Annotated in this window: 19 protein-coding genes; 3 read left to right on the top strand and 16 right to left on the bottom strand. The window is 41.9% G+C overall.

The annotated features are described in order from the left end of the window. Positions 1-24: 24 nt before the first annotated feature. The 12 genes from abc-f to AC0YN7_RS21850 form a co-directional block, all read right to left on the bottom strand. The gene (gene abc-f / locus AC0YN7_RS21795) at positions 25-1,959 is read right to left on the bottom strand and encodes a ribosomal protection-like ABC-F family protein (protein WP_475812140.1); all 1,935 of its coding nucleotides are present in this window, start codon (positions 1,957-1,959) and stop codon (positions 25-27) included. Positions 1,960-2,059: 100 nt separating this feature from the next. Further along, complete coding sequence (locus AC0YN7_RS21800; RefSeq protein ID WP_475812141.1) at positions 2,060-2,203, bottom strand: RAxF-45 family protein; 144 nt, start codon at positions 2,201-2,203, stop codon at positions 2,060-2,062. Positions 2,204-2,303: 100 nt separating this feature from the next. After that, complete coding sequence (locus tag AC0YN7_RS21805) at positions 2,304-3,383, bottom strand: metallophosphoesterase family protein (protein ID WP_475812142.1); 1,080 nt, start codon at positions 3,381-3,383, stop codon at positions 2,304-2,306. A 196-nt stretch (positions 3,384-3,579) separates the two neighbouring features. Further along, positions 3,580-4,443: an AraC family transcriptional regulator gene (locus AC0YN7_RS21810; protein WP_475812143.1), complete on the bottom strand. Its 864-nt coding sequence runs from the start codon at positions 4,441-4,443 to the stop codon at positions 3,580-3,582. Positions 4,444-4,497: 54 nt separating this feature from the next. Beyond that, positions 4,498-5,238 (bottom strand): phytanoyl-CoA dioxygenase family protein, encoded by a 741-nt coding sequence (locus AC0YN7_RS21815; protein ID WP_475812144.1) that lies wholly within the window; start codon positions 5,236-5,238, stop codon positions 4,498-4,500. Between the two features lie 190 nt (positions 5,239-5,428). Continuing rightward, entirely contained in the window at positions 5,429-5,806 is a 378-nt protein-coding gene (locus AC0YN7_RS21820; RefSeq protein WP_475812145.1) for a PepSY domain-containing protein, read from the bottom strand. Positions 5,807-5,953: 147 nt separating this feature from the next. Next, on the bottom strand, positions 5,954-7,681 hold the full coding sequence (locus tag AC0YN7_RS21825) for a type 2 periplasmic-binding domain-containing protein (RefSeq protein WP_475812146.1): 1,728 nt from the start codon (positions 7,679-7,681) through the stop codon (positions 5,954-5,956). Positions 7,682-7,747: 66 nt separating this feature from the next. After that, positions 7,748-8,626 carry a carbohydrate ABC transporter permease gene (locus tag AC0YN7_RS21830; RefSeq protein ID WP_475812147.1) on the bottom strand — a complete coding sequence of 293 codons (879 nt, stop codon included), beginning with the start codon at positions 8,624-8,626 and terminating at the stop codon, positions 7,748-7,750. Positions 8,627-8,642: 16 nt separating this feature from the next. Beyond that, on the bottom strand, positions 8,643-9,428 hold the full coding sequence (locus AC0YN7_RS21835) for an ABC transporter permease subunit (RefSeq protein ID WP_475812148.1): 786 nt from the start codon (positions 9,426-9,428) through the stop codon (positions 8,643-8,645). A 313-nt stretch (positions 9,429-9,741) separates the two neighbouring features. Then, on the bottom strand, positions 9,742-11,364 hold the full coding sequence (locus AC0YN7_RS21840) for a response regulator transcription factor (protein WP_475812149.1): 1,623 nt from the start codon (positions 11,362-11,364) through the stop codon (positions 9,742-9,744). A gap of 9 nt (positions 11,365-11,373) precedes the next feature. Further along, positions 11,374-13,149, bottom strand: coding sequence for a sensor histidine kinase (locus tag AC0YN7_RS21845; RefSeq protein WP_475812150.1), 1,776 nt, complete (start codon positions 13,147-13,149; stop codon positions 11,374-11,376). A 191-nt stretch (positions 13,150-13,340) separates the two neighbouring features. Continuing rightward, on the bottom strand, positions 13,341-15,971 hold the full coding sequence (locus tag AC0YN7_RS21850) for a glucosidase family protein (protein WP_475812151.1): 2,631 nt from the start codon (positions 15,969-15,971) through the stop codon (positions 13,341-13,343). A gap of 159 nt (positions 15,972-16,130) precedes the next feature. On the opposite strand from AC0YN7_RS21850, the gene AC0YN7_RS21855 reads away from it, so the two are divergent. Both AC0YN7_RS21855 and AC0YN7_RS21860 read left to right on the top strand, forming a co-directional pair. Next, positions 16,131-16,616: a hypothetical protein gene (locus tag AC0YN7_RS21855; protein WP_475812152.1), complete on the top strand. Its 486-nt coding sequence runs from the start codon at positions 16,131-16,133 to the stop codon at positions 16,614-16,616. A 48-nt stretch (positions 16,617-16,664) separates the two neighbouring features. Further along, positions 16,665-17,087, top strand: coding sequence for a hypothetical protein (locus AC0YN7_RS21860; RefSeq protein ID WP_475812153.1), 423 nt, complete (start codon positions 16,665-16,667; stop codon positions 17,085-17,087). A gap of 224 nt (positions 17,088-17,311) precedes the next feature. On the opposite strand, the gene AC0YN7_RS21865 is transcribed toward AC0YN7_RS21860, so the two are convergent. The 3 genes from AC0YN7_RS21865 to AC0YN7_RS21875 all read right to left on the bottom strand — a co-directional run bounded on the left by AC0YN7_RS21865 (position 17,312) and on the right by AC0YN7_RS21875 (position 18,818). Further along, positions 17,312-17,521, bottom strand: coding sequence for a hypothetical protein (locus AC0YN7_RS21865; RefSeq protein ID WP_475812154.1), 210 nt, complete (start codon positions 17,519-17,521; stop codon positions 17,312-17,314). A gap of 196 nt (positions 17,522-17,717) precedes the next feature. Continuing rightward, positions 17,718-18,317, bottom strand: a complete 600-nt coding sequence (locus AC0YN7_RS21870; RefSeq protein WP_475812155.1) for a zf-HC2 domain-containing protein — start codon at positions 18,315-18,317, stop codon at positions 17,718-17,720. Next, on the bottom strand, positions 18,318-18,818 hold the full coding sequence (locus tag AC0YN7_RS21875; RefSeq protein ID WP_475812156.1) for an RNA polymerase sigma factor: 501 nt from the start codon (positions 18,816-18,818) through the stop codon (positions 18,318-18,320). Between the two features lie 576 nt (positions 18,819-19,394). Here AC0YN7_RS21875 and AC0YN7_RS21880 point away from each other — a divergent pair. Then, positions 19,395-20,258 carry a VCBS repeat-containing protein gene (locus AC0YN7_RS21880; protein WP_475812157.1) on the top strand — a complete coding sequence of 288 codons (864 nt, stop codon included), beginning with the start codon at positions 19,395-19,397 and terminating at the stop codon, positions 20,256-20,258. A 139-nt stretch (positions 20,259-20,397) separates the two neighbouring features. Here the strand turns inward: AC0YN7_RS21880 and AC0YN7_RS21885 are convergent, their stop codons facing one another. Then, positions 20,398-20,787, bottom strand: coding sequence for a hypothetical protein (locus AC0YN7_RS21885; protein WP_475812158.1), 390 nt, complete (start codon positions 20,785-20,787; stop codon positions 20,398-20,400). Between the last annotated feature and the right edge of the window lie 338 nt (positions 20,788-21,125).

Below are 21,125 nucleotides of genomic sequence, written 5' to 3' on the forward strand. Positions count from 1 at the left end.
TTTAAATTATACATATATCTGAGATTAATACAAGTCTTTCGACAGCTCCAGCCATAATTCCATTAGCACATCAAGCTGTGACTGCATGCCTTCCCTTTCACGCCACCTCGATTCAAGCTGGGAGGCATCGCCAATATGATCTAAGCGCTGCAGCTCTTCATCCGAAATAGCTAGCTTTTCTTCAAGCGCAGCAATCTCAAGCTCCAGCTTCTCAAGTCTACGCTCGTTGGAGCGTGTTGGACTGCCGCTTTCAACCTTCTTTTCATCCGGTTGCTGTTGATCAGCCTTACGAGATGCACCGCTTATCGGCATCATTTCTTCAGACGCTCGGTCTTCGTACTTCTCCTTAAAATCATCATAATTGCCCAGATATGTGGAAATCCTCCCTTGCTTCAGCTCCCACACGCATTTTGCCAGACGATTTATAAAATATCGATCATGAGATATCGCAAGTATCGTTCCCGGAAAATCCTCCAGCGCCTCCTCTAAAGCTTCGCGTGAAGCCATATCCAGGTGATTCGTCGGCTCATCTAACAAAAGAAGATTTGGCTTTCGCATAACAAGTAAGGCTAGCCTCAGACGGGACCATTCACCGCCCGAGAGCATTTGCAGCGGCTTGAACACGTCAGCTCCATAGAATAAATATTTTGCCAGGACATTTCGCGCTTCGCCTTCCTCTAGCTTCCCTTCCGCTTTAAAAAATTCCAGTACTGTCAGCTTGTTATCCTGCACCGGCTCCTGCTGAGCCAAATAACCGATTTCCACACGCGATCCTTGCTCCACCACACCTTCATCCGGAGCAATCATGCCTTGAAGCAGCTTGAAAAGTGTTGTTTTCCCCGATCCGTTATCCCCGAGTAGTACAACCTTCTCGCCATACAGCAGGTTGCCCTCTGCTCTATTCAAAACCATTTTTTCTCCGAATTTTTTCGTCACGCCTTCGAAAGTGATGACCTTACGACCTGAGCGATCAAGTGGATTGAGCTCGAAATCTGCCGATCTCCGCTCCATGACAGGACGTTTTACCGCCTCCATCTTCTCCAAAGCTTTTCGAATGGAGGCTGCTCGTTTGAAAAATTTCTCGTTTCCACCAATGCGTCCCCATTCCTCCAATTGACGAATTGTTTCTTTCATTTTTTTTATCGTTTTTTGCTGCTCTTGAAACTGCACGAACTGCTGTAAGAGAAGCTCTTCCTTCTCCTTCATATACCCGCTGTAGTTGGTGTGATACGTAAATGCCTCTCCGTCCTCCAGTTCGATCATTTTCGTGCCGACGGTATCAAGAAAATAACGGTCATGCGAAACGATGACACATGCGCCTTCATATCGCTGAAGAAACTGCTCCAGCCACTCTATACCCTTAAGATCCAAGTGGTTTGTCGGCTCATCCAGTAAAAGCAAAGCCGGACGGACAACCAGCTGGGAGGCTAGAACAATCCGTGTCTTCTCCCCGCCGGACAAGCTTCCGAAATTTCGCTCATAACTGCTTTGTTCAATTTGCAAGCCACTCGCTACTTGATCAATAGCCGTATCCATCTCATAGCCGCCGCCTTGCTCGAAGCGATCTTGAACTAACGCATATGACTTGAGCAGCCGCTCCAGCATATCTGGATTTGCAGCCGCCTCGGAGCTCGACATCTGCTGTTCCAAGACAGACATTTCCTGCTTCGTGACCATGAGTGTCCGATAACCATAGGACAACACCTCATACACATTTAGTTCCTCGAATTCAGCAGGAATTTGCGGTAAATAACCAATTTGCAAATCCTTCTTGATCGTCAGCATACCTTCGTCTACCTGTTCAAGTCCCGAAATTAATCGGAGTAGGGTCGATTTCCCACTTCCATTGCGACCGATCAATCCAACCTTCTCATCATCCTTAAGCTGAAGTGTTACTCCGTCCAGAACTAGGTTTGCTGCATGGTATTTCTTTATATTTTGAACATTAACTATTATCATTTTAAGAGCCTCCTGTTAGATGAAGACCCTAACTTACATGCACAAAAAGAGCCGCAGCAACAAGCCTGCGACCCTTAGGATGTAAAACTATCCGTTGTGGTTAAGGTAGGCATCTTCTCGCGAATGGTACAATCGTATTGTTATAATTGGACAGACTGATCCCGTTAGCGGAAAATGTATGAACAATGCCAGCCATAGCAATCGGCAGCTGGCTAATACGGTTGTTGGCCATTTCGTGATTCACCTACCTCACCCCCTTCAAAAATAATTAGTCTCAATGTATCATAAAACAGCGTGTCCTGGCAATGTTATCTCTTATGTAAAAAAAAGCAGCAAGTACCTGATTACAGTTCCACCACTCTGTCATGCCCCGCTCCAAACCTCGTCAAATATAATTTCCCTTTGCTATAATCGATGCTTACAATATCAAATGCGGTTTCTGATTCTGTTCCTTTGATTCTTTCCGGAGCATCTTCGAAATCTTGATTGGTATAGGCGTTGAGCGTGGAGATCAGATTAATCCCATCTCTACGAATCACCTGGTCAAAATGAACATGACCGAAGAAACAAGCTGCGACATTCCCACGGCCTTGCTCCGTGTAGTCAACATCAACAAAGGAAGCAAAGTCGCCAGAAGTTGGCGTCGAACAGTACGACGTACCGGCATTGTAAGCTTTAATAAGCTCCCACATTACTTCTCCGTTTGCAATATCGTTATCTGCTCCATATACGCCTTCTTGCAGGATCGCTATATGCGAGAAGAAGACGACATTCCAATTCTCCTTGTCCGGCTTCTCACTAAAATCAAGCGCAGTATGAGCGACCCAATTAAGCTGTTTGTCCGAAAAAGCGTATTGCCATTGACCATTGTATTTAAGATTCCCGTTTTCTGTCTGCTCGTAAGGAATGTCTATGCAATTCAAGATGATGATCCTGGTTTTCTTCGCTGGGATTTCATAATAGTAATACAAGCCATATGCTTTTTCCTTGTCGAAGGAAACGATTTCATTTAACCCACTGAAAAAATCCTCATATGCTTCCCCAGGAAAAATAACATTGTCTACACTATTCGGATGGTTGTAAAAATCATGTATCGTATTATCGTCATGGTTACCAAATATAGGAAGAAGAGTGCATTTAGCTAATGCAAGTTCACTCATGATTTCTCTTTGCGATCGTAAGACATCGGCTTTAACGCCGTTCATGCTCATATCTCCGCCAGATACAATGCAATCTAGAGGTATAGCTTCTGATAGTTTTCGAACAACGGCTGTTGTTTGCAGCATGTTGCCGCCCACCTCATGATGAAGATCTGTGATGAAAATCAAGTCTACTGTTTCCTCGTTCTGTAGGTTCCTTGCTTTCTCGATGACTTGTGGCAAAAGAGTTGACGCATACTCAGGGAATACTTCCGACTCACGCAATACCGCTCATCCTTTCGTTAGCTCTTCTGTAACTTCTTCTAAAAATCAAAGCTTCCTTCGAACCTCATAGCTTCTCTGTCGAACGAGCGCTTTCTATAAAACATAATACATGAAATGGCTGATTTGTCGATATTTAATACAATAAAAGATAGAAAAAAGGCTTCCCGCAAGTTCTATTGAACTCAAGAGGAGCCTCTTATTCCATGATGATATCCGTTGGAGTTGAACGCAGACTTCTCGGCGAAACTCCGTAACGTGTTTTGAAAGCCCGTTCGAAATAGGGTAACGTATTAAAGCCGGCCGCAAAGCATATTTCCGTTATCGGCAGCGTAGTAGCGCTGATTAGCGATTTGGCGAAGCGGAGCCTCATGTCGCGCACATAAGCCTGAAAGGTGAATCCCGTCTGCTTGCTGAAGCATTCACTGAAATAGTTAGCGGATAATCCTGCTAACCGAGCGACCTCCCCTAGGAGGAGAGGATCGCGGAAATGGTGCTGTAAATAAAGAAGCGCCTTGCGAATGGACGGATGAACCGGTACCCCTGCTTCCTCCAAGGTCGATTTTTCCACGAGCGGACAGCTCCTGGACAAATCGACGAGTAACCGTTCGATGCAGCCTTTTACGATTATTCCGCTATGCTCGCGCCATCCCGTTGATTCTTTCAGAATACGCTCATATTCCCGCTCGGCCTCTACATAATCTTCCTTTTCATAGAGACAGACATATTCCTTCTTGCGCTCGAATAATTGTTCCAAAAGCTCTTCCGATATCATTCTTTCAGTGAAAATTAGATTGTATAATCTAAGCGTCTGACCGCAGTCGGGTATAATTTGATGGAAGTCTGCCGGTGTCAGTAGAAACGTGTGGCCCAGCTCCAAGCGGACCGGGGTTCCGTTTAAGATATGCGTACCGGATCCCGACACAACAAGTCCCAGTTCGAAAAACTGATGCCAGTGAGTATCGATCGTTACGTCAAGGGTATGCTGATAAATACGAAAAGTGGTCAACGCATCCATATACTGATCGTTTAACAGCCTTTCGGGTATATCACGAATCGTCATCGATACGCCTCCCTGTCATTTCAATTTATTAACCAAACTTATGCAAGCAATGTTTTATCCGTTTACAAACTGGCTTCCTGCGATATCCTTGCCACGGGCAAGCCAAACCTTGAACCCTGGATTTTTCTCAGGAATGACCTGTGCCTCCGTAGAGAAATATCTCATCGTATATCCGCAGCGGCGGTGAGGGCTTTTGTTCGGCGGTGCCCCATGAATAATTCGAGAATCGTGCAAAGAGCATTCTCCAGGCTCCAGCTCAAAATATACGGCTTTCGATTCGTCGATTTGTTTAATTTCTGTAGAAAAGATGTTCTGACCCTCGTCCACACTCTCATATTCCGAGAAGCCGTTACGATGAGTTCCCGGTATGACCCTCATACAACCATTTTCCTTGTTGCTAGGGTCAATTGCTAGCCATACGGTTACGATTTTATCAAAACGGGATAGTCTGCCCTTCCAATAGGCGGAATCTTCATGCCATGGCGTCTGTTTGCCCACCAATGGTTCTTTGCAGATGAAATGGCTCGACCACAATCCGATATTGGGACCGATAATCGGCTCTACTAAGTCGAGAACCTCATCGGATAGCAAAAACTCAAGCAAACGCTCATCGCGAAAATGAGGAGTATCCAGCTCGCTGTTCAGCTTTCTGCCAACCGCTACCCACTGTTCCTCAAAAATATCGGTTAATTTTTGCATCTTCTCCGGACCGAACAATGGTTTCCGATGTAATGCGTATCCATTCTCACGATATCCCGCTAGCTGCTCTCCTGTCAATGTACCATTTACGGACATTTTCCCCTTACCTCCTCAAAATATGTGCTAAAAGCTAACAACTTCATTATGGAGTTATTGAGTTTTAAAAGCTTTGCTTTAGTTCGGGAAAAGTATGCTTTATTTCGGAAAATGAAAAGTCGGCCAGCCTCCCATGGAGAACTAGCCGGACTTCAACTAAAAGTTAGACAACATTAATTCCGGTATACGTTTAATCGTTGTCGTTATCATCATAGTCATCATTATGGTAGTCATCATCATCATGATCGTCGTCATAATCGTCATAATCGATTGAAAGAATATTCCCATTTACTGCAGGTATGTCAACTTCGGCAGTCCCCTCGCTTGTCTTGATCTTCACTTCATATTGCTGGATTCCGTCATCCCAATCACTTTTTACATTCAGCACTTCGCCTTTAACTGCTGTCAAAGCCAGCTTTCCTGCCTGCTCTTTTGTAATCGCATTTTGTGAACCGCCGGCAGCCGGAGGGTTTGGCGTTACAGCTGAAGCCGTTGCATCACGCTCGTCATCATTATCAATTACCGTGTGCAACACTCTTCCCGAATCCGCAGCAATATAAACATCCACTTCTTCGAAGCTATCTTTTTTAGTATGAATGAATAAATAAAAGCAGAGCTCCAGAAGTTAGACCCAACTAAGAACTGCGCTAAACCTTAAAGTTTGCAGCGTTAGCAAGTAATCATCACAACAGGAGCTCTGCATCTAGATCACTAATTACTTCACATCCAGATCAGGGACTGTCTTTAAATTGTTCGTTCTTTCCTCTGAAATCTCGTCATATCCCAACTTTCTTTCTGTCTCCTGCCATTTCGCTATGATCTGCTTGATTTCATCATCGGATTTGGCCAGCACCCCTGACACCACCATGTCTTTCCACCTCGTCACATAACCTGCACCCTTTTTAACTTCAATAGGGCCAGGAAGCACATAAGGTGCTTTGTCTGTAATATAGGTATAGGCTACATCCCCTTGTTTGAAACCCATATTTTTCAATGTTTCTACAACATCGGGCCTTTTGTCATATGCAGTTGGAGCATCGTATTTCACTTTAAGATCATAGTTTGGAGTTGGGCTGTAATACCAGATTCCTTCAGGAATTTTGACTCCAAGATTCCCTTTGAATTTATCTACTGCTTCCTGTGTCTCGACAATTTTGTTGTCGGCATCATACTCCCAATCTTTTCCTTCCTGACCGTAAGTAGTCAGTTTCCAGCCTTCTTCCCCCATCGTGTATTCCATATACTTAATGAAAGCGTTCAACTGTTCTTCACTAATGCTTTTCTTGATGATCCAGTAAGAGTTAACCCCTAACATGGCTTTATTGTTAATTTTAAATGTTGGATTCGTCTTGGTGTTGAATACAGTAGTACCGACAAATAGAGCTTTAGGGTCAATAGTTACCAACGTATCATTGACCGTCATAACGTGAGTTCCCCACGTTCCGAATAACCCCACTCTTCCGCTGGATATCTTCTCTTGGTATTGTCCATACTTCATCGTCAAGCTTTCCTTGTCAAGCAAGCCTTCTTTGTAAAGAGAGTTGTAATATGCCAAAAATTCGTACACATTGTCTGAGAACTCCATATCATGCCTTTTGACTTTACCGTCGTTCTTATCTGTGAACCAATCGTTCAAACCAACCGTTATATTGCCGGAGCCTGCATAAGAGTATTCCGGATTATCGAACATATACTTATCGGTCCAGAACATTTCACCGAAATCAACCGAAGGAATAACCTTTTGACCGTCTGGCAGCTTAATGTTATCTCGGAAAGCTATCAATGTATCACGCAATTCATCCGTTGTCTTGGGCAGAGGCAAGCCAAGCTGATCAAGCCAATCCTTCCGAATTAAAGGTGCGGTAGCCGGCTTGATCCCCTTCGGTGATTCGAAGTTCTGAGGCGCGCGGAACAGCTTGCCGGTCTCTACATCCGTGCTTATTGGTAGAAGGTGGTTAACCTGGTCCTTGTAAGTCGGCATGCGATCCAGAATGTCATTCCACTCGAGCAATATTCCGTTTCGCCCGAGAGAATCTATCGTTTGCGCTGCAAGGGTCGAGCTTGTAGTCATTAAGATGTCTGGCATATCTGCTGCTTTCGTAGCCGCCCATAGCTGAAGCTTCTTGTCAGCTTCATCGGAGCTTCCTGCCTTTAGTACATTCAGCTTAACTTTAAACCCCAGCGCTTTCTCAAGCTCGGGCCCGATTCTGTCCTGAGCCTCGTCTACGGTTGGCCATCCCCAGTTGAACGAGGAAACGATAAGCTCTGACGGGAGCGCTTCCTTCACTGGTTCAGTTGTACCTGTTGCCTGCTGTTCGGCCGATGATGCCGTGGGCGTCGCTTCATTGACCGTGTTGTTTGATTTGGCGCAACCGGCAAGCACACTTGAAATCAACAACAAAAGCACGACTATCGGAGCAACAATCTTCTTTGTATTTTTCATGTTAACCTCTCCCTTTTGATCTTATTATATATAAATACCATGTGGTACTCATATCAATTTGTAATGCTAACCTTTGACTGAACCGAGCATCATACCCTTGACAAAATACTTCTGAAGAAACGGATAGACAACAATAACCGGAACTGTTGTGATGACCAGCATGGCCATTTTTACTGACTCGGCAGTAACGGTTGCCTTTAATCCTGAATTCATTTTCGAAATATAGGCAATATTTGAGGCTTCATTCGTTTGAATGATTTTCAACAGCACATTCTGAGTGCTCCAGAGATTTTCACTTGTCATATAAGTAAACCCTGTAAACCAATCGTTCCAATGAAATACACCAATGAATAAAGCAATCGTAGCGAGTACCGGAGCACTTAATGGAACGATGATTTTCCAGAACACCGCTACATCACCTGCTCCATCAATGACGGCCGACTCTTCCAGCGCGGGCGGTAATTCATTCAGATAGGTTCGCATAATGAGAATATGGAAGGTTGCTAACAGATGAGGCAGAACGTAGACCATAACATTGTTGACCAGTCCAAGCATGTCCATCACGACATAGGTAGGTATGATTCCACCTGTGAAATACATGGGGATCAGCATCCACCAATTCAGAAATTTTCTGAATACAAAATGCTTTTTGGTCAATGCGAATGCAAACATCGAAGTAAGGAATAAATGCAGTATGGAGCCCAATACTACTCTGAAAATAGTAATTTGAAATGCTTCTAGCAGTTCGGACGTTTTGAAGATTGCTTTATAATTTTCCATCGAGAAGGATCGAATCCACAGATAGATGCCTCCTCGCTGCGCATCCAAAGGATCATTAAGAGAAATAATAAATACATAGTAGAAAGGGTATATACAAGCGAATGCAAATAGCAGCATTAGAAAACTGTTACTTATAGTAAATAGGTCAATCTTCTTTGTTCTCATTGTCGCACCTCCTCACTTAAATAAGGGAATCACTCTTCATGGCTTTCGCTAAGTAATTACAGGTGATAAATAGAACCAGACCAATAACCGCTTGAAAGATCCCCATAGCCGTTCCAATCGAATATCCCATAATCCCCATATCCTTCAAGTATCTAAGGACAAGTGTATCTAAAATCTCAGCCTTATTCTGAACCATGACATTTGACATCGTCCACATTTGATCCTGACCGGCTCTCAACAATCCTGAGGCACTGAGTATAAACATTAATACAATCGTATTTTTGATGCCGGGCAGCGAGATGTGCCAGATCTGCCTGAACCTGCTTGCCCCATCTACCCTTGCCGCTTCGTATAATTGCATATCGATCCCCGTCAAGGCTGCATTGAATATAATTGCACTGAAACCCATCCCTTTCCAAGCTTCGGTAAATATAATAAGCGGATAAAATGCATTCTGATCAGCAACAAAATAAAAGGGTTCCTTGATAATATGAAGGTACATCAACAAATCATTGACCACTCCGCCGTCAATCGAGAGCAACTTATACCAAATCCCAGTTGCGATAACCCAGGATACGAAGTAAGGAAGATAGGAGGTCGTTTGTATGAACTTCCTGAACCAACTCTTGTTGATCTCATTGATTAACAGTGCAAAGATAATCGTAAGCGGAAAAATAATGAGCAATTTCAGTAAACTAATGATAATCGTATTTTTGAGGGCATTAGTAAAGTCAGGCATATTGAACAGGGTTCGAAAATTATCAAAGCCCACAAACCTGCTATGAAAAATCCCTTTAAACACGTCGTATTCCTGTAAAGAAATAACTACTCCATACATAGGGAAATAGTAAAACACGAGAAAGAATATAAATCCGGGTAATGCAAATGCTATTAGCCATCGTTGACGATATAGTTTATTTATGTTGATCACCTGCTTCAAGTAATAGTGGACACTTAATGTAAGCGCTTTCTTTTATGTTGACATCAATAGTTTCTTTTGTCCCTGAGATTTCGTGAGTCTAGCTCTCTCTTCACCACCGTTCGTTTACTAGTCATCATGCATTGCTTATACTCTTACTTTACGTTAAAGGAGTATGATTAATATAGTAAAAATCTTACATAATTTTTGGACTTTTTTTACTCTTAAAACGAGCTTCATTTGGAGTCATTCCCGTCGACTTCTTGAACACCCGGTTGAAATATTGCTGATCGGAAAAACCCAATCCGTGAGCAATATCCGCAATGTCCATACTCCCTTCCTTAAGAAGCTCCTGTGCCTTTGCGATCTTAAGGCTGGTTACATACTTAACGAACCCTTGTTCAGTAGCAGCTTTAAACACCCTCGATAAATACGAAGGGTTAATAGTAAACTTCTCAGATATCGTCTGAAGTGTAATTTCTTCATGGATATTCCCGTTAATGTAGTGGATGATATTGTCTACTACCGAATAGTGAAGCGTCGAATTACTCCGGTCGACATTCTCATGGAAAGGATGATTGAATATACGTTCAATCGTTGTCTCGATTATGTTCATAATAGCTAAGTTATCATCTAGACCGTCCAGAGTTTTCCCCGATATAACATCCGGTTCGATTTTCTCCAAAAAATCAACATTGTTCTTCAGACAGAAGCGGATGATGATATTCATATATTCGTTGAAGAGATAATCGATGGATGTCTCGCCAAGATAATCGATAATTTGATCGATAAAAATTTCCTCCGCAAATTGACGAAGGATACTTTTGACCTTCAACATGCTTTTATGTTCCAGACTTTGTTCTGTAATCTTCACTTTAAATAGAAAGGATTGTGAGGCTCTGTCCTTATGAAATATATTCGTACTATAAATGAAGATTTTCCCCATACCAAACAAGAACCGGTTTTTCAATGCAATGATACTGTTTTGATAAGCCGTTCTCAAATCACAGGATATATTGCTGATTCCAACAGTAGCTGCCACATGATACTCCTCGCAAAGCAGCTTGTGAAGTATTTTCGTTTCCCTTTCCGCCGTTACGACGATATCATCACTATCTTTACCACCGAATATAAGAATCAAGGTGTCTCTACCAAAAATGTCTTCCATCAACCAGATGTAATCTGATTTCATGCCAAAGTGGTGTTGCAATTCGGTATAGATATCTCGTTTGACTTGCTGCTGAGCAGGATGGAGCTTAATCGCAGAAACAATATAAGCCTTATGACTCAGAATACCGGTATTCTTTTCCAGACTTTGTCTCAAGCTGTTATCAACCTGAAGATGGTTAAGCATGTGATACAGCATCTTATCAACTACCATCCGCTTATTCTCTTCTTTTATCGACTCCGTCTGTTTTATCGTTTCCTTCTCCAACTTAACTTTTACAATCTCATCCCGCATTTGCTCAACAACATCAATAAGCTCATGTTCCTTGACAGGCTTAAGTACATAATTGGTTACACCATACTGCATAGCTTTCACAGCATACTCGAACTCGGCATATCCGCTTACTACAATAAATCGGACCTCCGGGTGCAAGCTTCTTACCTTCTCAATTAATTCCAAACCATTAATGATTGGCATTCTGACATCGGACAAGATAATATCCGGAATATCTCCGGCTGCGATCAAATTAAGCGCCTCTTGGCCGTTGCCCGCACACAATATGGACTCGAACTTTATGGTACTCTTTTTTAACAAATATACGATTTTATCCACAATTAGCTCTTCATCATCTACGACCAACACTTTAATCATGAGTGCACCTCATTTCAGGATTTGGCTGGTAATGATAACTCTCGTCCCTTTGCCCCGCGTACTCTTTATTACTATTCCATATGCGTCTCCAAACACGAGCTTAAACCGCAGATTCACATTTCTAAGCCCTACGCCCCCGTTGCCTCCGTGATCCAGCGACTGTCTTCCTCCATTAATACAGCTCATGATTTTGCTCAAGAGGCTTTCGTCAATACCCGCTCCATTGTCCGACACTTCGAGGAAAACTGCATCCTCGCCAGAATAGACCTTAATGTCGATTACACAATTAAGATACATTTCATTAAATGCATGTTTCACACAATTCTCAACAACGGGCTGCAGCATAAATCTGATCGTTTTACATTCCAACACGGCTTCATCAATGTCATAATTGACCTTCAATCTAGTGCCGTATCGAAGAGTAATGATTTCAAGATAGTTTTTCACATGCTGAATTTCCGTCTCAATTTTTACAAGATTATTGCTTTCAACATTCATATTGTAACGATAAAAATCGGCCAGCTTCTCTACCGTTTGAATGATCGTGTTATAATCCTGCTTAATAGCAAGAGAGCTAATGTTGTCAAGCGTATTATACAGAAAGTGTGGGTTGATCTGATCCTGCAAGCTTTTAATTTCCGCTTCTTTTCTCAGCACCTGATTTTCCAGAACATTTTTGACCATTGAATTAAAGCTGCGGCTTAAGTCACCGATTTCATCATTCCGATTAATCTCACTCCTCCCTCTAAAATTTTCTTTCTCTATATTTTTCATCATTTTGGATAGCCTTTTTAAATCCCTAGTACTTCTCGTAACGAACAAATTTACCGCGATGATAAGAACGAGGATTACGATGATTCCTATAAACATAATTGTGATTTTGGAGTCGTATATTTGCTTGTCAATCTTATTCTTGTTAATCAAAGAAATGACGTACCAGTCTGTTGAAGCGGAGTTGTTAATCGTTGCATAATAACTACTCCCGTTAAATTGGAGGGTTTCGAATGCGGATAAGCTGCTTAAATCTTTCTCTTTGAACTCTGCATATGCCGATACATCGGAATTCAGACTGAAGATGACTTGACCAGCTGCGGTAGTGATCAAGATATCATCAAATGCTTTGTTATTGACACCTGCTAGGAAACTCTTAAAAAGATTTTTATCTGCACTAAGTACCATGAAGTCTTTCTCTCCGGGAAAATTGCCCCACAGCTTAATCGCTTGAGAGAATAGGACATTGTTATCTTTATCGGGCAGCAGTGAAAATTCCGGCAGAAGGATAATCGAATCCTCGGAATCGGTAATTTCTTTGTAATTGTTATTATTTAATTTTTGACGAAAGTATTTGAAGTCCTGACCATCGGTTAAATCTGTCGTTAAAATTTCTTGCCGATCATATAAAACAACCGCCAATGACCTGTAGCCTTTGAAGAAAATCAGCGATCGTATATTATCATAAAATTTGTTGTATGCCTGATAGCCTTCATACGTTCCTATGAATTTATTGTCTGCTATGATAGGAAGATTCATATCCCCTGAGAGAATCATCAGCACCTTCTGCATATCGTTAACATACAAATCGATGCTGTTGCTTATTTGTACATTAAGGCTCATTACGTACTGATTGATATTGTCCATCGTGTATTTCTCCATAAATTGCGACAACAATGCGCTCAGCACCGTTATAAACACTACGCCAACGAGGGAAGTAAGTAGTATAAATTTTTTTCTCAAACCAAAGAAGAGTCTTTGCATGCCTTTTACAGGGCTATGAATTGTTTTCATCGATACCAAATATAGCCCCTCTCATGGAAGTTGTTGTTCGCAGGAAAGAAGAAAAGACGCTCTTATCGGGACGCTGGACCTGTCCGTTTATAATGATAAGAAACGTCATATTAACAATTGAGCGTACACTAGTTGAAGGGTGTATGTTGTTACTAGGAGGATTATAGCATAACCTTTTGGACAACGGACATTTAGAAACTCAAAGTTATTTCCGCGTATCCGGTGAAACAATCAATTCGGACTGATTCCTGCGAAACGGAATAGATGCCCCCCGTGACTTTTGCGGGATTTAATCCTTCTGGATGGGGCAATCTGATGGTTAACGAATCTGGTCTTCTATCTGATTTACAGGTCACCTTTGCCACAACGATGCCTTGCTCCAGTCGCGATTCAACTTGTAAGGTTACAGATCCGAAATAAGTCGCAACATCATTAAGTTCGATGACGTTTCCATTCTCCATCCATTTTCGCGGGATTCCTGGAAGCAGCTTCAGCGTACTTCCCTCTTCCATATACAGCATCCAACGGGTTTGCATGAGGAACCAGGCTTCCTCATGGGTTTTGTGCGGGCTTGCGTACCAGAAATGCTCCCAGAAAGTGTAAGTCTCCCGATCTGCCAATGCAGCAAAACTATTATAATACGCCTTAAGGAAAGGCTTGATCTCTCCCCGCTTGAGATGAACCCAGGGATGAATACTATAATAGGGTTGGCTAAATGCGACATTGTTCGTGCACATCAATTCATTGTGATAACTTAGAATAAACTCTGCTGCAGCTTCGTCAGGTTGAACAACCTCCTGAAGAACTAAGTAAAGTGGGCCAAGCAACGAATCACGGGCGACCGCCGAGCCGTGCGTGAACCATTTCCCCGCCTTTTCATACAGAGAAAGCGGTCCTCGGTGCTCGACCCATGGTGGAACTGTAGGTACCCAACTACCGTCAGCGAGCGGCACGACGGGGGATTGGGACATAGACGCGAACAAGCCTTGGCGAATATCTTCCTTCAACGACTCAGCTTCTACACGGATTTGTCCGGCACGTATAGGATCACTTAAAGCTAGAATTTCCGCAAGTCTGCTCATTCCAAGGTAAGCATAGCCATTCAACATGAAAGAATGGAACGGATCCTCTGGGTCTGCCGTCTTGCCCTCCAGCATGCCATATCCTTTACCTCGAAGCTCATCTGTCTTGTTTCGGTTACGCCACTCTACGAGATACTCGAACGCTTTCAACAAATTCCCCTTAATCTGGCTCAACCATTCATCGTTCTTTGTGTACCGGTAATGCTCTCCAATGCTCCACAATGCAGCACCCGTTTCCAGCATATAACCACCAAAATTCTGGATAAATCCATCGTCATGCTGCTTATCGAGGAAAAATTGTAACGATCTTTCTGCTAAATCACTCCATCCCATGGAATCCATGAATTGAATAATCGGAGCACTTTCCGAACCGATCGCTGTATAGACTCCAATTGTTGGAACAACTGTACCAGCTGGCTCCAATCCATAGGTGACGAGGTCCAGATGAAGCAGTCCGGCTTTGATCATTTCCTCTATACGCTTCTCAGGAAGCTTGATCGCCGCTGCTTTGGACAGCTTGTGCTGCCAGAAATCGCGGCACTCTTCCAGTCTTGCGGTGAATGATTGACAGATAAGCCCATCAGCACGCTTCTGGGAAATTGGACGATGCGGCAAAAAAAACTCAAAAGTGGCTGTTTCACCTGGAGGAATTAAGATTGCTGTTTCTTCTGCTGTAAGCGGGTTCCCGTTTAGCTTGGAAACACAACAAACACGATCTTCTGAAAATTGAACATAACCGCGTCCAGCATCAAAGGTGTAATTCTGATCGTTATTCAGCACAAAAGCATTTGGAATGACATTCTTAAACCAGGCATACCTCGGCACCTTTGCATGGTTCGTGGCAATGGCCCTAAAGTAGAGCACCGTCTCTTCTTCGTGGCTCATCTCCTGCTGAAGTAATCGATCCCTTTGATTCTGATGCGTTTCAGTAAACATATGTCCATGCCCGTATCCATCAGCCGCCAAATAATGGGTACCACTTAGAGTTTGAGCATTTAAATGACTGCTCTCGTACGAGACGAAGGAAATTGTGTTATAAACGACATCATTATCCGTAATCGCCGCATGCAATATAGGTAATGTCCCTTCTTCAAGCCTTCGGGTCACTCCCTCCACGCAGCCAATTCCTCTTCCCAGCATATAACGGTAACAGACCGGTTTGTCATCGTTCTCAGGAAGCGTCACTTCATAACCGTGAAATCTCGGTTGCACCCAATCCCACAGACGCTCCTCCCCGCCAACTCCACGGAAACCAACTCCGAATATACGTATATCACGAGATAAACCAAGCCATGTCTGGGATGCGATCTCGCGAGTATGACTCGCAGTGTTCAAGTAGTTTTCTTCGGGGTCTATCTCGATTTGCTGCAAATCGGTTCGAAGATTTAATGCCGAAATCTCCTGCTCAATCTGCTCATAACTTCGAGCATCCTCAGAGTGAGTTATCACCACTTCATAGGCGGGGATGTAGATGGGATACTGCACACTCACATCGCGTAGAAAGAAACTAAACGGGTTCTCTGCCGTGTCTATCATCACAAGCGCGGCTGCCGATTTTTCTATATCCGCAAACTCAACCATAATATCTAAACTGGCCGACCCTCCAGCTGTAGAAAACCCTTCCTCGCTGAATTTCCCTTCTCCTCTAACGATAGTCCCTTTTATGACATCGCCTTCAGTAACGTTTACACTTCCCAGACTCGGTCCATTCTTCCACTCTATAGTAAAGCTTGCGATCATCTATTATCGTCCTCCCACTTATATGACGAGAGCGCTTCCCATTACGGGGATATTCGCCGACTAGCACTTTTAATATAGGATACACGCAGACCTTTAATATAGTAAAAATCTTACCCTTTTTTTGGACTTTTTTGACTTTGCTATTATTCAGCGATTTATTTGAACAATGTAAGTGAACTAACTAGACCGAAGGTCGACATTATCTCCATCCTTCTTTCCTCCATCGGCTTTGGAGGTATCGTTTATGGCTTTAGCAGCGCGGGTGCGAGCAGCTGGTCGGATCCCAAGGTCGTATGGTGCCTCCTTGTAGGCGGAATAAGTTTGATCCTTTTTGTATGGCGTCAGCTTGCAGTGAAGGAACCGATGCTGGATTTACGCGTTTTCCGTTATCCGATGTTTTCACTCGTTACGGTGCTGATGCTCGTGTTGATGATGGCTATGTTCTCCACGATGATTATGCTCACGTTATTTTTGCAAAATGTAATGATGCTTACTGCACTCAGTGTGGGTTTAGTCATGATGCCGGGCAGTATATTAAATGGTATTATGGCGCCGATCTCCGGTTTGTTATTTGACAAATTCGGACCGAGAGCACTAGTCATCCCCGGTCTGATTCTGATGAGTGCGGCCATTTGGCTGTTCTAGGGAATTGAAGCAAGATATGCCAATAAGAGCAAGCTATGCTTTGCGATCATGAAAAATAAGTTAGACCTGTTCATGGATGATATAGAGGAATACTTGCTTGACGCGAAGGAGCAGCCGGTTTTGGAGCGATTCTCCGTGCTAATCGCCAAAATGTCTGACCTCATTTATGAGGATATGGAGTGGCTAAAGGCCGTTACCCACTCAGAGCGGTTGGAGGAGGCGAAGGAAAATATTTACGAAGCGGCGCCTTTCATTTATCTTGTGAGTAAGATGAAAGAACTGATGGAGGAAGCGGCTGGACGCGGGGAATTAATTGACCTTGATCCTAAGCTCGCCTCTCTAATAATTGCCACCTCCTTCTCGCCCATGCTACTGTTGCATCTACAAGATCTCGGGTATTCCTCCCAGCAGACTGCAGAGGAATATTGCAGAGCGTTTGTCACTCCGCTGTTTATTCATGATCGTATTTGAATCCAAACGACCGACAACTAATAGTTGTTGGTCGTTTTTTTATTAATCGCGTGCCCAGAAGCACGCACTTAATAAAAAGAGCAGGCTACCTTAGAACCTACTCATCAATTTGTATTATTCAATTATCGTTCTCCGTTAGCGTAACAATATTATCTACTCACATCATTTAGCCGTTGTTCAAATTCAGATATCTTTCTGCACAGCGTCCTATAGAAGCTTGATGATTAATTATTATTATGTCTTGCTTTAACCACTCTTGGTATTTGTTTCTCATAAATGGATAATAAATTTGAAATCAATTGTTCACTCGGAATCCTGTTATCTTTCAAAAGTGCATATATAAGGTTCAAGAAAGTCTTTGCATCTTTCTCTGTTAAACTTTTTATTGACTCCATGATGCTATCATTTGAAAAATTTTCCTCCTTCGTCTCCATGACTATTCCTCCATCTCTAAATATCATTTATTCTTCCTACACGACGTTATAAATGAGTTGTTTCCAAGCTACATCCCTTGATTAAAACGCTTCCAGTGGTTGGAAAGTTTCGTTATCCTGCCCGTTACTTCAATGAAAAAAGCAGGCTACCGTAGTGCCTGCTCATCAATGTTCATTATTCAACTAAAGTTCTCCGTTAGTTCATTTTCGTCTCAATTTCAGGTATGCTCCACACGAAGTAATTACGGGTGTATTTCCTTGTCTCAATAACTATTTTATCTCCATCTTTTTCAAAAATAAGACCTGAACCCATTTGCTCTTTGAAAGCCCATCCTTTTTCCTGCATAAAATCTTTGACCACTTTGTATCTATCAGAACCAAATTCAAACTCCGAGACATATTGGTCGGGTCCCTGGGCGTACAGAACAAAATCTGCATCGGTAAATTCCAATTTTGCAATAGATGTTATCAAAGGAACGGGGTCCCCTTCTTGGAATAAAACATTGCCATACACACCGACAACAAAGCCTAATATTGAAAAAATGACTACGATGGTAGTAATAACCGTAATGATTTTACTTTTTATTCGTTTCATAAGCTGGATTTCGTTCTTGTCAGAAAGTTCCTTATCTTTTTCGTCCATTTGCGGTAATTCCTTCTTCATTTCGTTATAAACCGCTCTGCAAGTATCACATTTATTTAAGTGCACCTCTACCAATTGATTGCTGCCTTCACTTGTCAGTTTGTCAAGATATGATGGTAGTAAGTCTTGAATCACTTCGCATTTTATTGTCATTTAGATTCCCCCTTTTTTTAAGATGGTTTGAAGCTTCTGTTTACCTCTGTGAAAAGTAACTCTCGCCCAATTTTCGCTTTCAGCTAAGATTTCGCCAATTTCCTGGAAACTTAATTCGTTAAAAGCTCGAAGAATTATCACTTGTTTGTAAGGTTCTTGAAGTTCCATGATTGCTGAATGCAAAAGTTTTACCTCTTCTTTCTTCTCAAACATTAATTCAGGCGTATCAAAATTATTCATACGACCGACTTCCTCACGAAAATGTTCGACTTTATAAGAAGAAGTGTTCTTTCTGAGCTGATTATAATAAACATGTTTTGCAATTTGGTATAACCAAGTTTTGACTTTGGACTTACCCTGAAATCGATGAATGGATTTAAAAGCCTGATAAAAGGTTTCTTGAACTAATTCCTCTGCTAAGGAATTATCATTTGTTAAATAAAGCAAATAATTAAACAGGTCCTTTGAATAACGTCCATACAGTTCTTTAAATTCCTTCAAACACTAACCCCCTTCCCATATATAAGTACCTTAATATTCAGATTCGTTACAAAGTTTTTATTCACATAGCATATTACTAAAAATTTAAAAAACCGCCAAAATTTAAGCACTTGGCGGATAAGTTATCAAATTCAGGATATTAAGTTCTTCTGCCTGTTATCACAATGAAGACCGCCGATATCTGTCCGTCGGCAGCCTTTGAGTTGTTGTTGAACTATTGTTCCCCGTTAGCATTCCTGTAGAGCGTTAATTTTCTGCTTTGCAAAAAAAACGAGCGCCTCGGTACGATGGAAGTACGCAACGGGTCATAGCCCTAAAAATCCCATCATCCAGGAGGACGCTCTATTATGAAGTTTAAATCGCAAGCTAGATAAAATCAACCCATTGAAGAAATTACCGCCCGGCAATACCAGATTAGGCATCTGCACAGTCATTTAGTTATTCACCCACGTATTATACCCAAGAAAGACTGAGCGCTTGGAAATAATAATACAACAGCACAATCAATACCCCTTTATACGGAGTGAAGCCAAATGGCATATATGCAACTACCCCCACCTCCAACGCGGGTTGAGTATGGAGAAGTTGCGGGTTATCGATGGAATGGGTGATTCTGGATGTTTTATGGGATCGATTCAAGGTTTAAAGGGGAGAAATATTATGCAATATCCTTATCAAAACCCAAATTTGGGATTTCTAATGAACCAAACGATTGACTTTTCCAGAAACATATTTATATTGGACATGAAGCAAGGGGATGTAAACGGAGACGGAATTGTAGATATCGTATATTTATACGGCAATAAACCCGAAGGACCATCTGGAAACTTCGCTGACAATATTACACTTGTTATCGAAGATGGACTTTCTAAACAGCGTACCACGGTTAATCTTGAATTCAATGCTGGATACAACGCCAGACTGTTCCTCGGTGATTTTGACAAGGATCATATTAGTGACATACTAGTTAGCATCGATACAGGCGGAAGTGGAGGATATGGTATTTTCTATATCTACTCATTTAAGAATAACATTGTACGTGAAATGTTCGATTTTAATCAATATAATGATGAGTATAAATTCAATGTACATTATGAAGATTTTTATAAGGTGAGTGTGAGCAGTCCACAACTTGACGTACTTTTCACAATAGACATAAGCAACAAAGGCTTGGAATATTTATCCCAATATTACGATGACAATGGAAAATTGAAAAAGCCAATCAAAGGTGAGGTTCTTGCTTTGGGGGCTTTATATCCAATCGTTACAAATCAGAAAAATTTGAGCTATGATTTGTTGGCTTTACAGCGTATCATTGGTACATCAAATGCCGATACATTAGGATATGTAGAAAACATTTTAACATGGAATGGTTTTACATTTATTTCTTCAAGATTGACTGTATCAATACTTGGCACAAAGTTAATTGAGCTGTATTAAGTAATTCCCATAATAGTACAGATGTCCGAGGACATTTCCTGACAAAAGTGTTTATTTAAATATGTAGATAAAAAAACGAGGACACCTTAAATAAAAATAGGTGTCCTCGTTTTTTCAACCACATTCGAACAACAATTATTTATGGTAATACATTAACCTGCCCAGCTCTTACTACATGATCACTTGCAAACTCATACCATATTTCCACATTCTGATTTTCCTTGAGTTTATCTATCGGAACTGATTGTTTTTTATTATTAATAATTGTGTAAACCTCTGTTTGATTGTTCAGGGCTATAACACTAGGCCCTTCATCAGATTCAACATTGGTGATTTCAAGCGTATACGTTATTTTCACATCATCAACAGTAATGTTAGCTTGAGATAATGATTGCACTATCCCTTTCGTATAATAACGTTGAACTTCTGACTGTTTTGGATGCATTAAATTTTGAGAATACAGAACACCACCAATTAAAATACCAAGCATTACTATAGCCCCAATATAACTAAAAAGCTTTCTCCTCACCTAAATACTCCTTTCTTTTCAACAAATAGACTGCAATAAGAGATAGAAAGTTGCATATTTCTACCTTAGAATATGAAGTTAACAAGTTACTGATCATCGGAAACGATGGCCTTCTCAAGAGGTTTTCCTGGAAAGATCGACACTCTTCCACCATTCCAACTTACCCACTCTGACTATTGTATATGCTCTATCTACTGCACCTACTACACCCTTTCCATCCGCTCCGCCTGCTCTCCCCGCTCTCCCCGCTCTCCCCGCTCTACCCAGTTAACTTTAATCGATCACTATGAACTTTCCCTCGTCAAATGTAAGTTACATCTTTAAATACAAAGCACTAT

Source organism: Paenibacillus sp. J31R122, from assembly GCF_056269185.1.

Coding starts and splice junctions, on each gene's coding strand:
- abc-f (WP_475812140.1), bottom strand. CDS start 1,959: ATGATAATAGTTAATGTTCAAAATATAAAGAAATACCATGCAGCAAAC.
- AC0YN7_RS21810 (WP_475812143.1), bottom strand. CDS start 4,443: ATGACGATTCGTGATATACCCGAAAGGCTGTTAAACGATCAGTATATG.
- AC0YN7_RS21815 (WP_475812144.1), bottom strand. CDS start 5,238: ATGTCCGTAAATGGTACATTGACAGGAGAGCAGCTAGCGGGATATCGT.
- AC0YN7_RS21825 (WP_475812146.1), bottom strand. CDS start 7,681: ATGAAAAATACAAAGAAGATTGTTGCTCCGATAGTCGTGCTTTTGTTG.
- AC0YN7_RS21830 (WP_475812147.1), bottom strand. CDS start 8,626: ATGAGAACAAAGAAGATTGACCTATTTACTATAAGTAACAGTTTTCTA.
- AC0YN7_RS21840 (WP_475812149.1), bottom strand. CDS start 11,364: ATGATTAAAGTGTTGGTCGTAGATGATGAAGAGCTAATTGTGGATAAA.
- AC0YN7_RS21845 (WP_475812150.1), bottom strand. CDS start 13,149: ATGAAAACAATTCATAGCCCTGTAAAAGGCATGCAAAGACTCTTCTTT.
- AC0YN7_RS21850 (WP_475812151.1), bottom strand. CDS start 15,971: ATGATCGCAAGCTTTACTATAGAGTGGAAGAATGGACCGAGTCTGGGA.
- AC0YN7_RS21860 (WP_475812153.1), top strand. CDS start 16,665: ATGAAAAATAAGTTAGACCTGTTCATGGATGATATAGAGGAATACTTG.
- AC0YN7_RS21865 (WP_475812154.1), bottom strand. CDS start 17,521: ATGGAGACGAAGGAGGAAAATTTTTCAAATGATAGCATCATGGAGTCA.
- AC0YN7_RS21870 (WP_475812155.1), bottom strand. CDS start 18,317: ATGACAATAAAATGCGAAGTGATTCAAGACTTACTACCATCATATCTT.
- AC0YN7_RS21880 (WP_475812157.1), top strand. CDS start 19,395: ATGGAGAAGTTGCGGGTTATCGATGGAATGGGTGATTCTGGATGTTTT.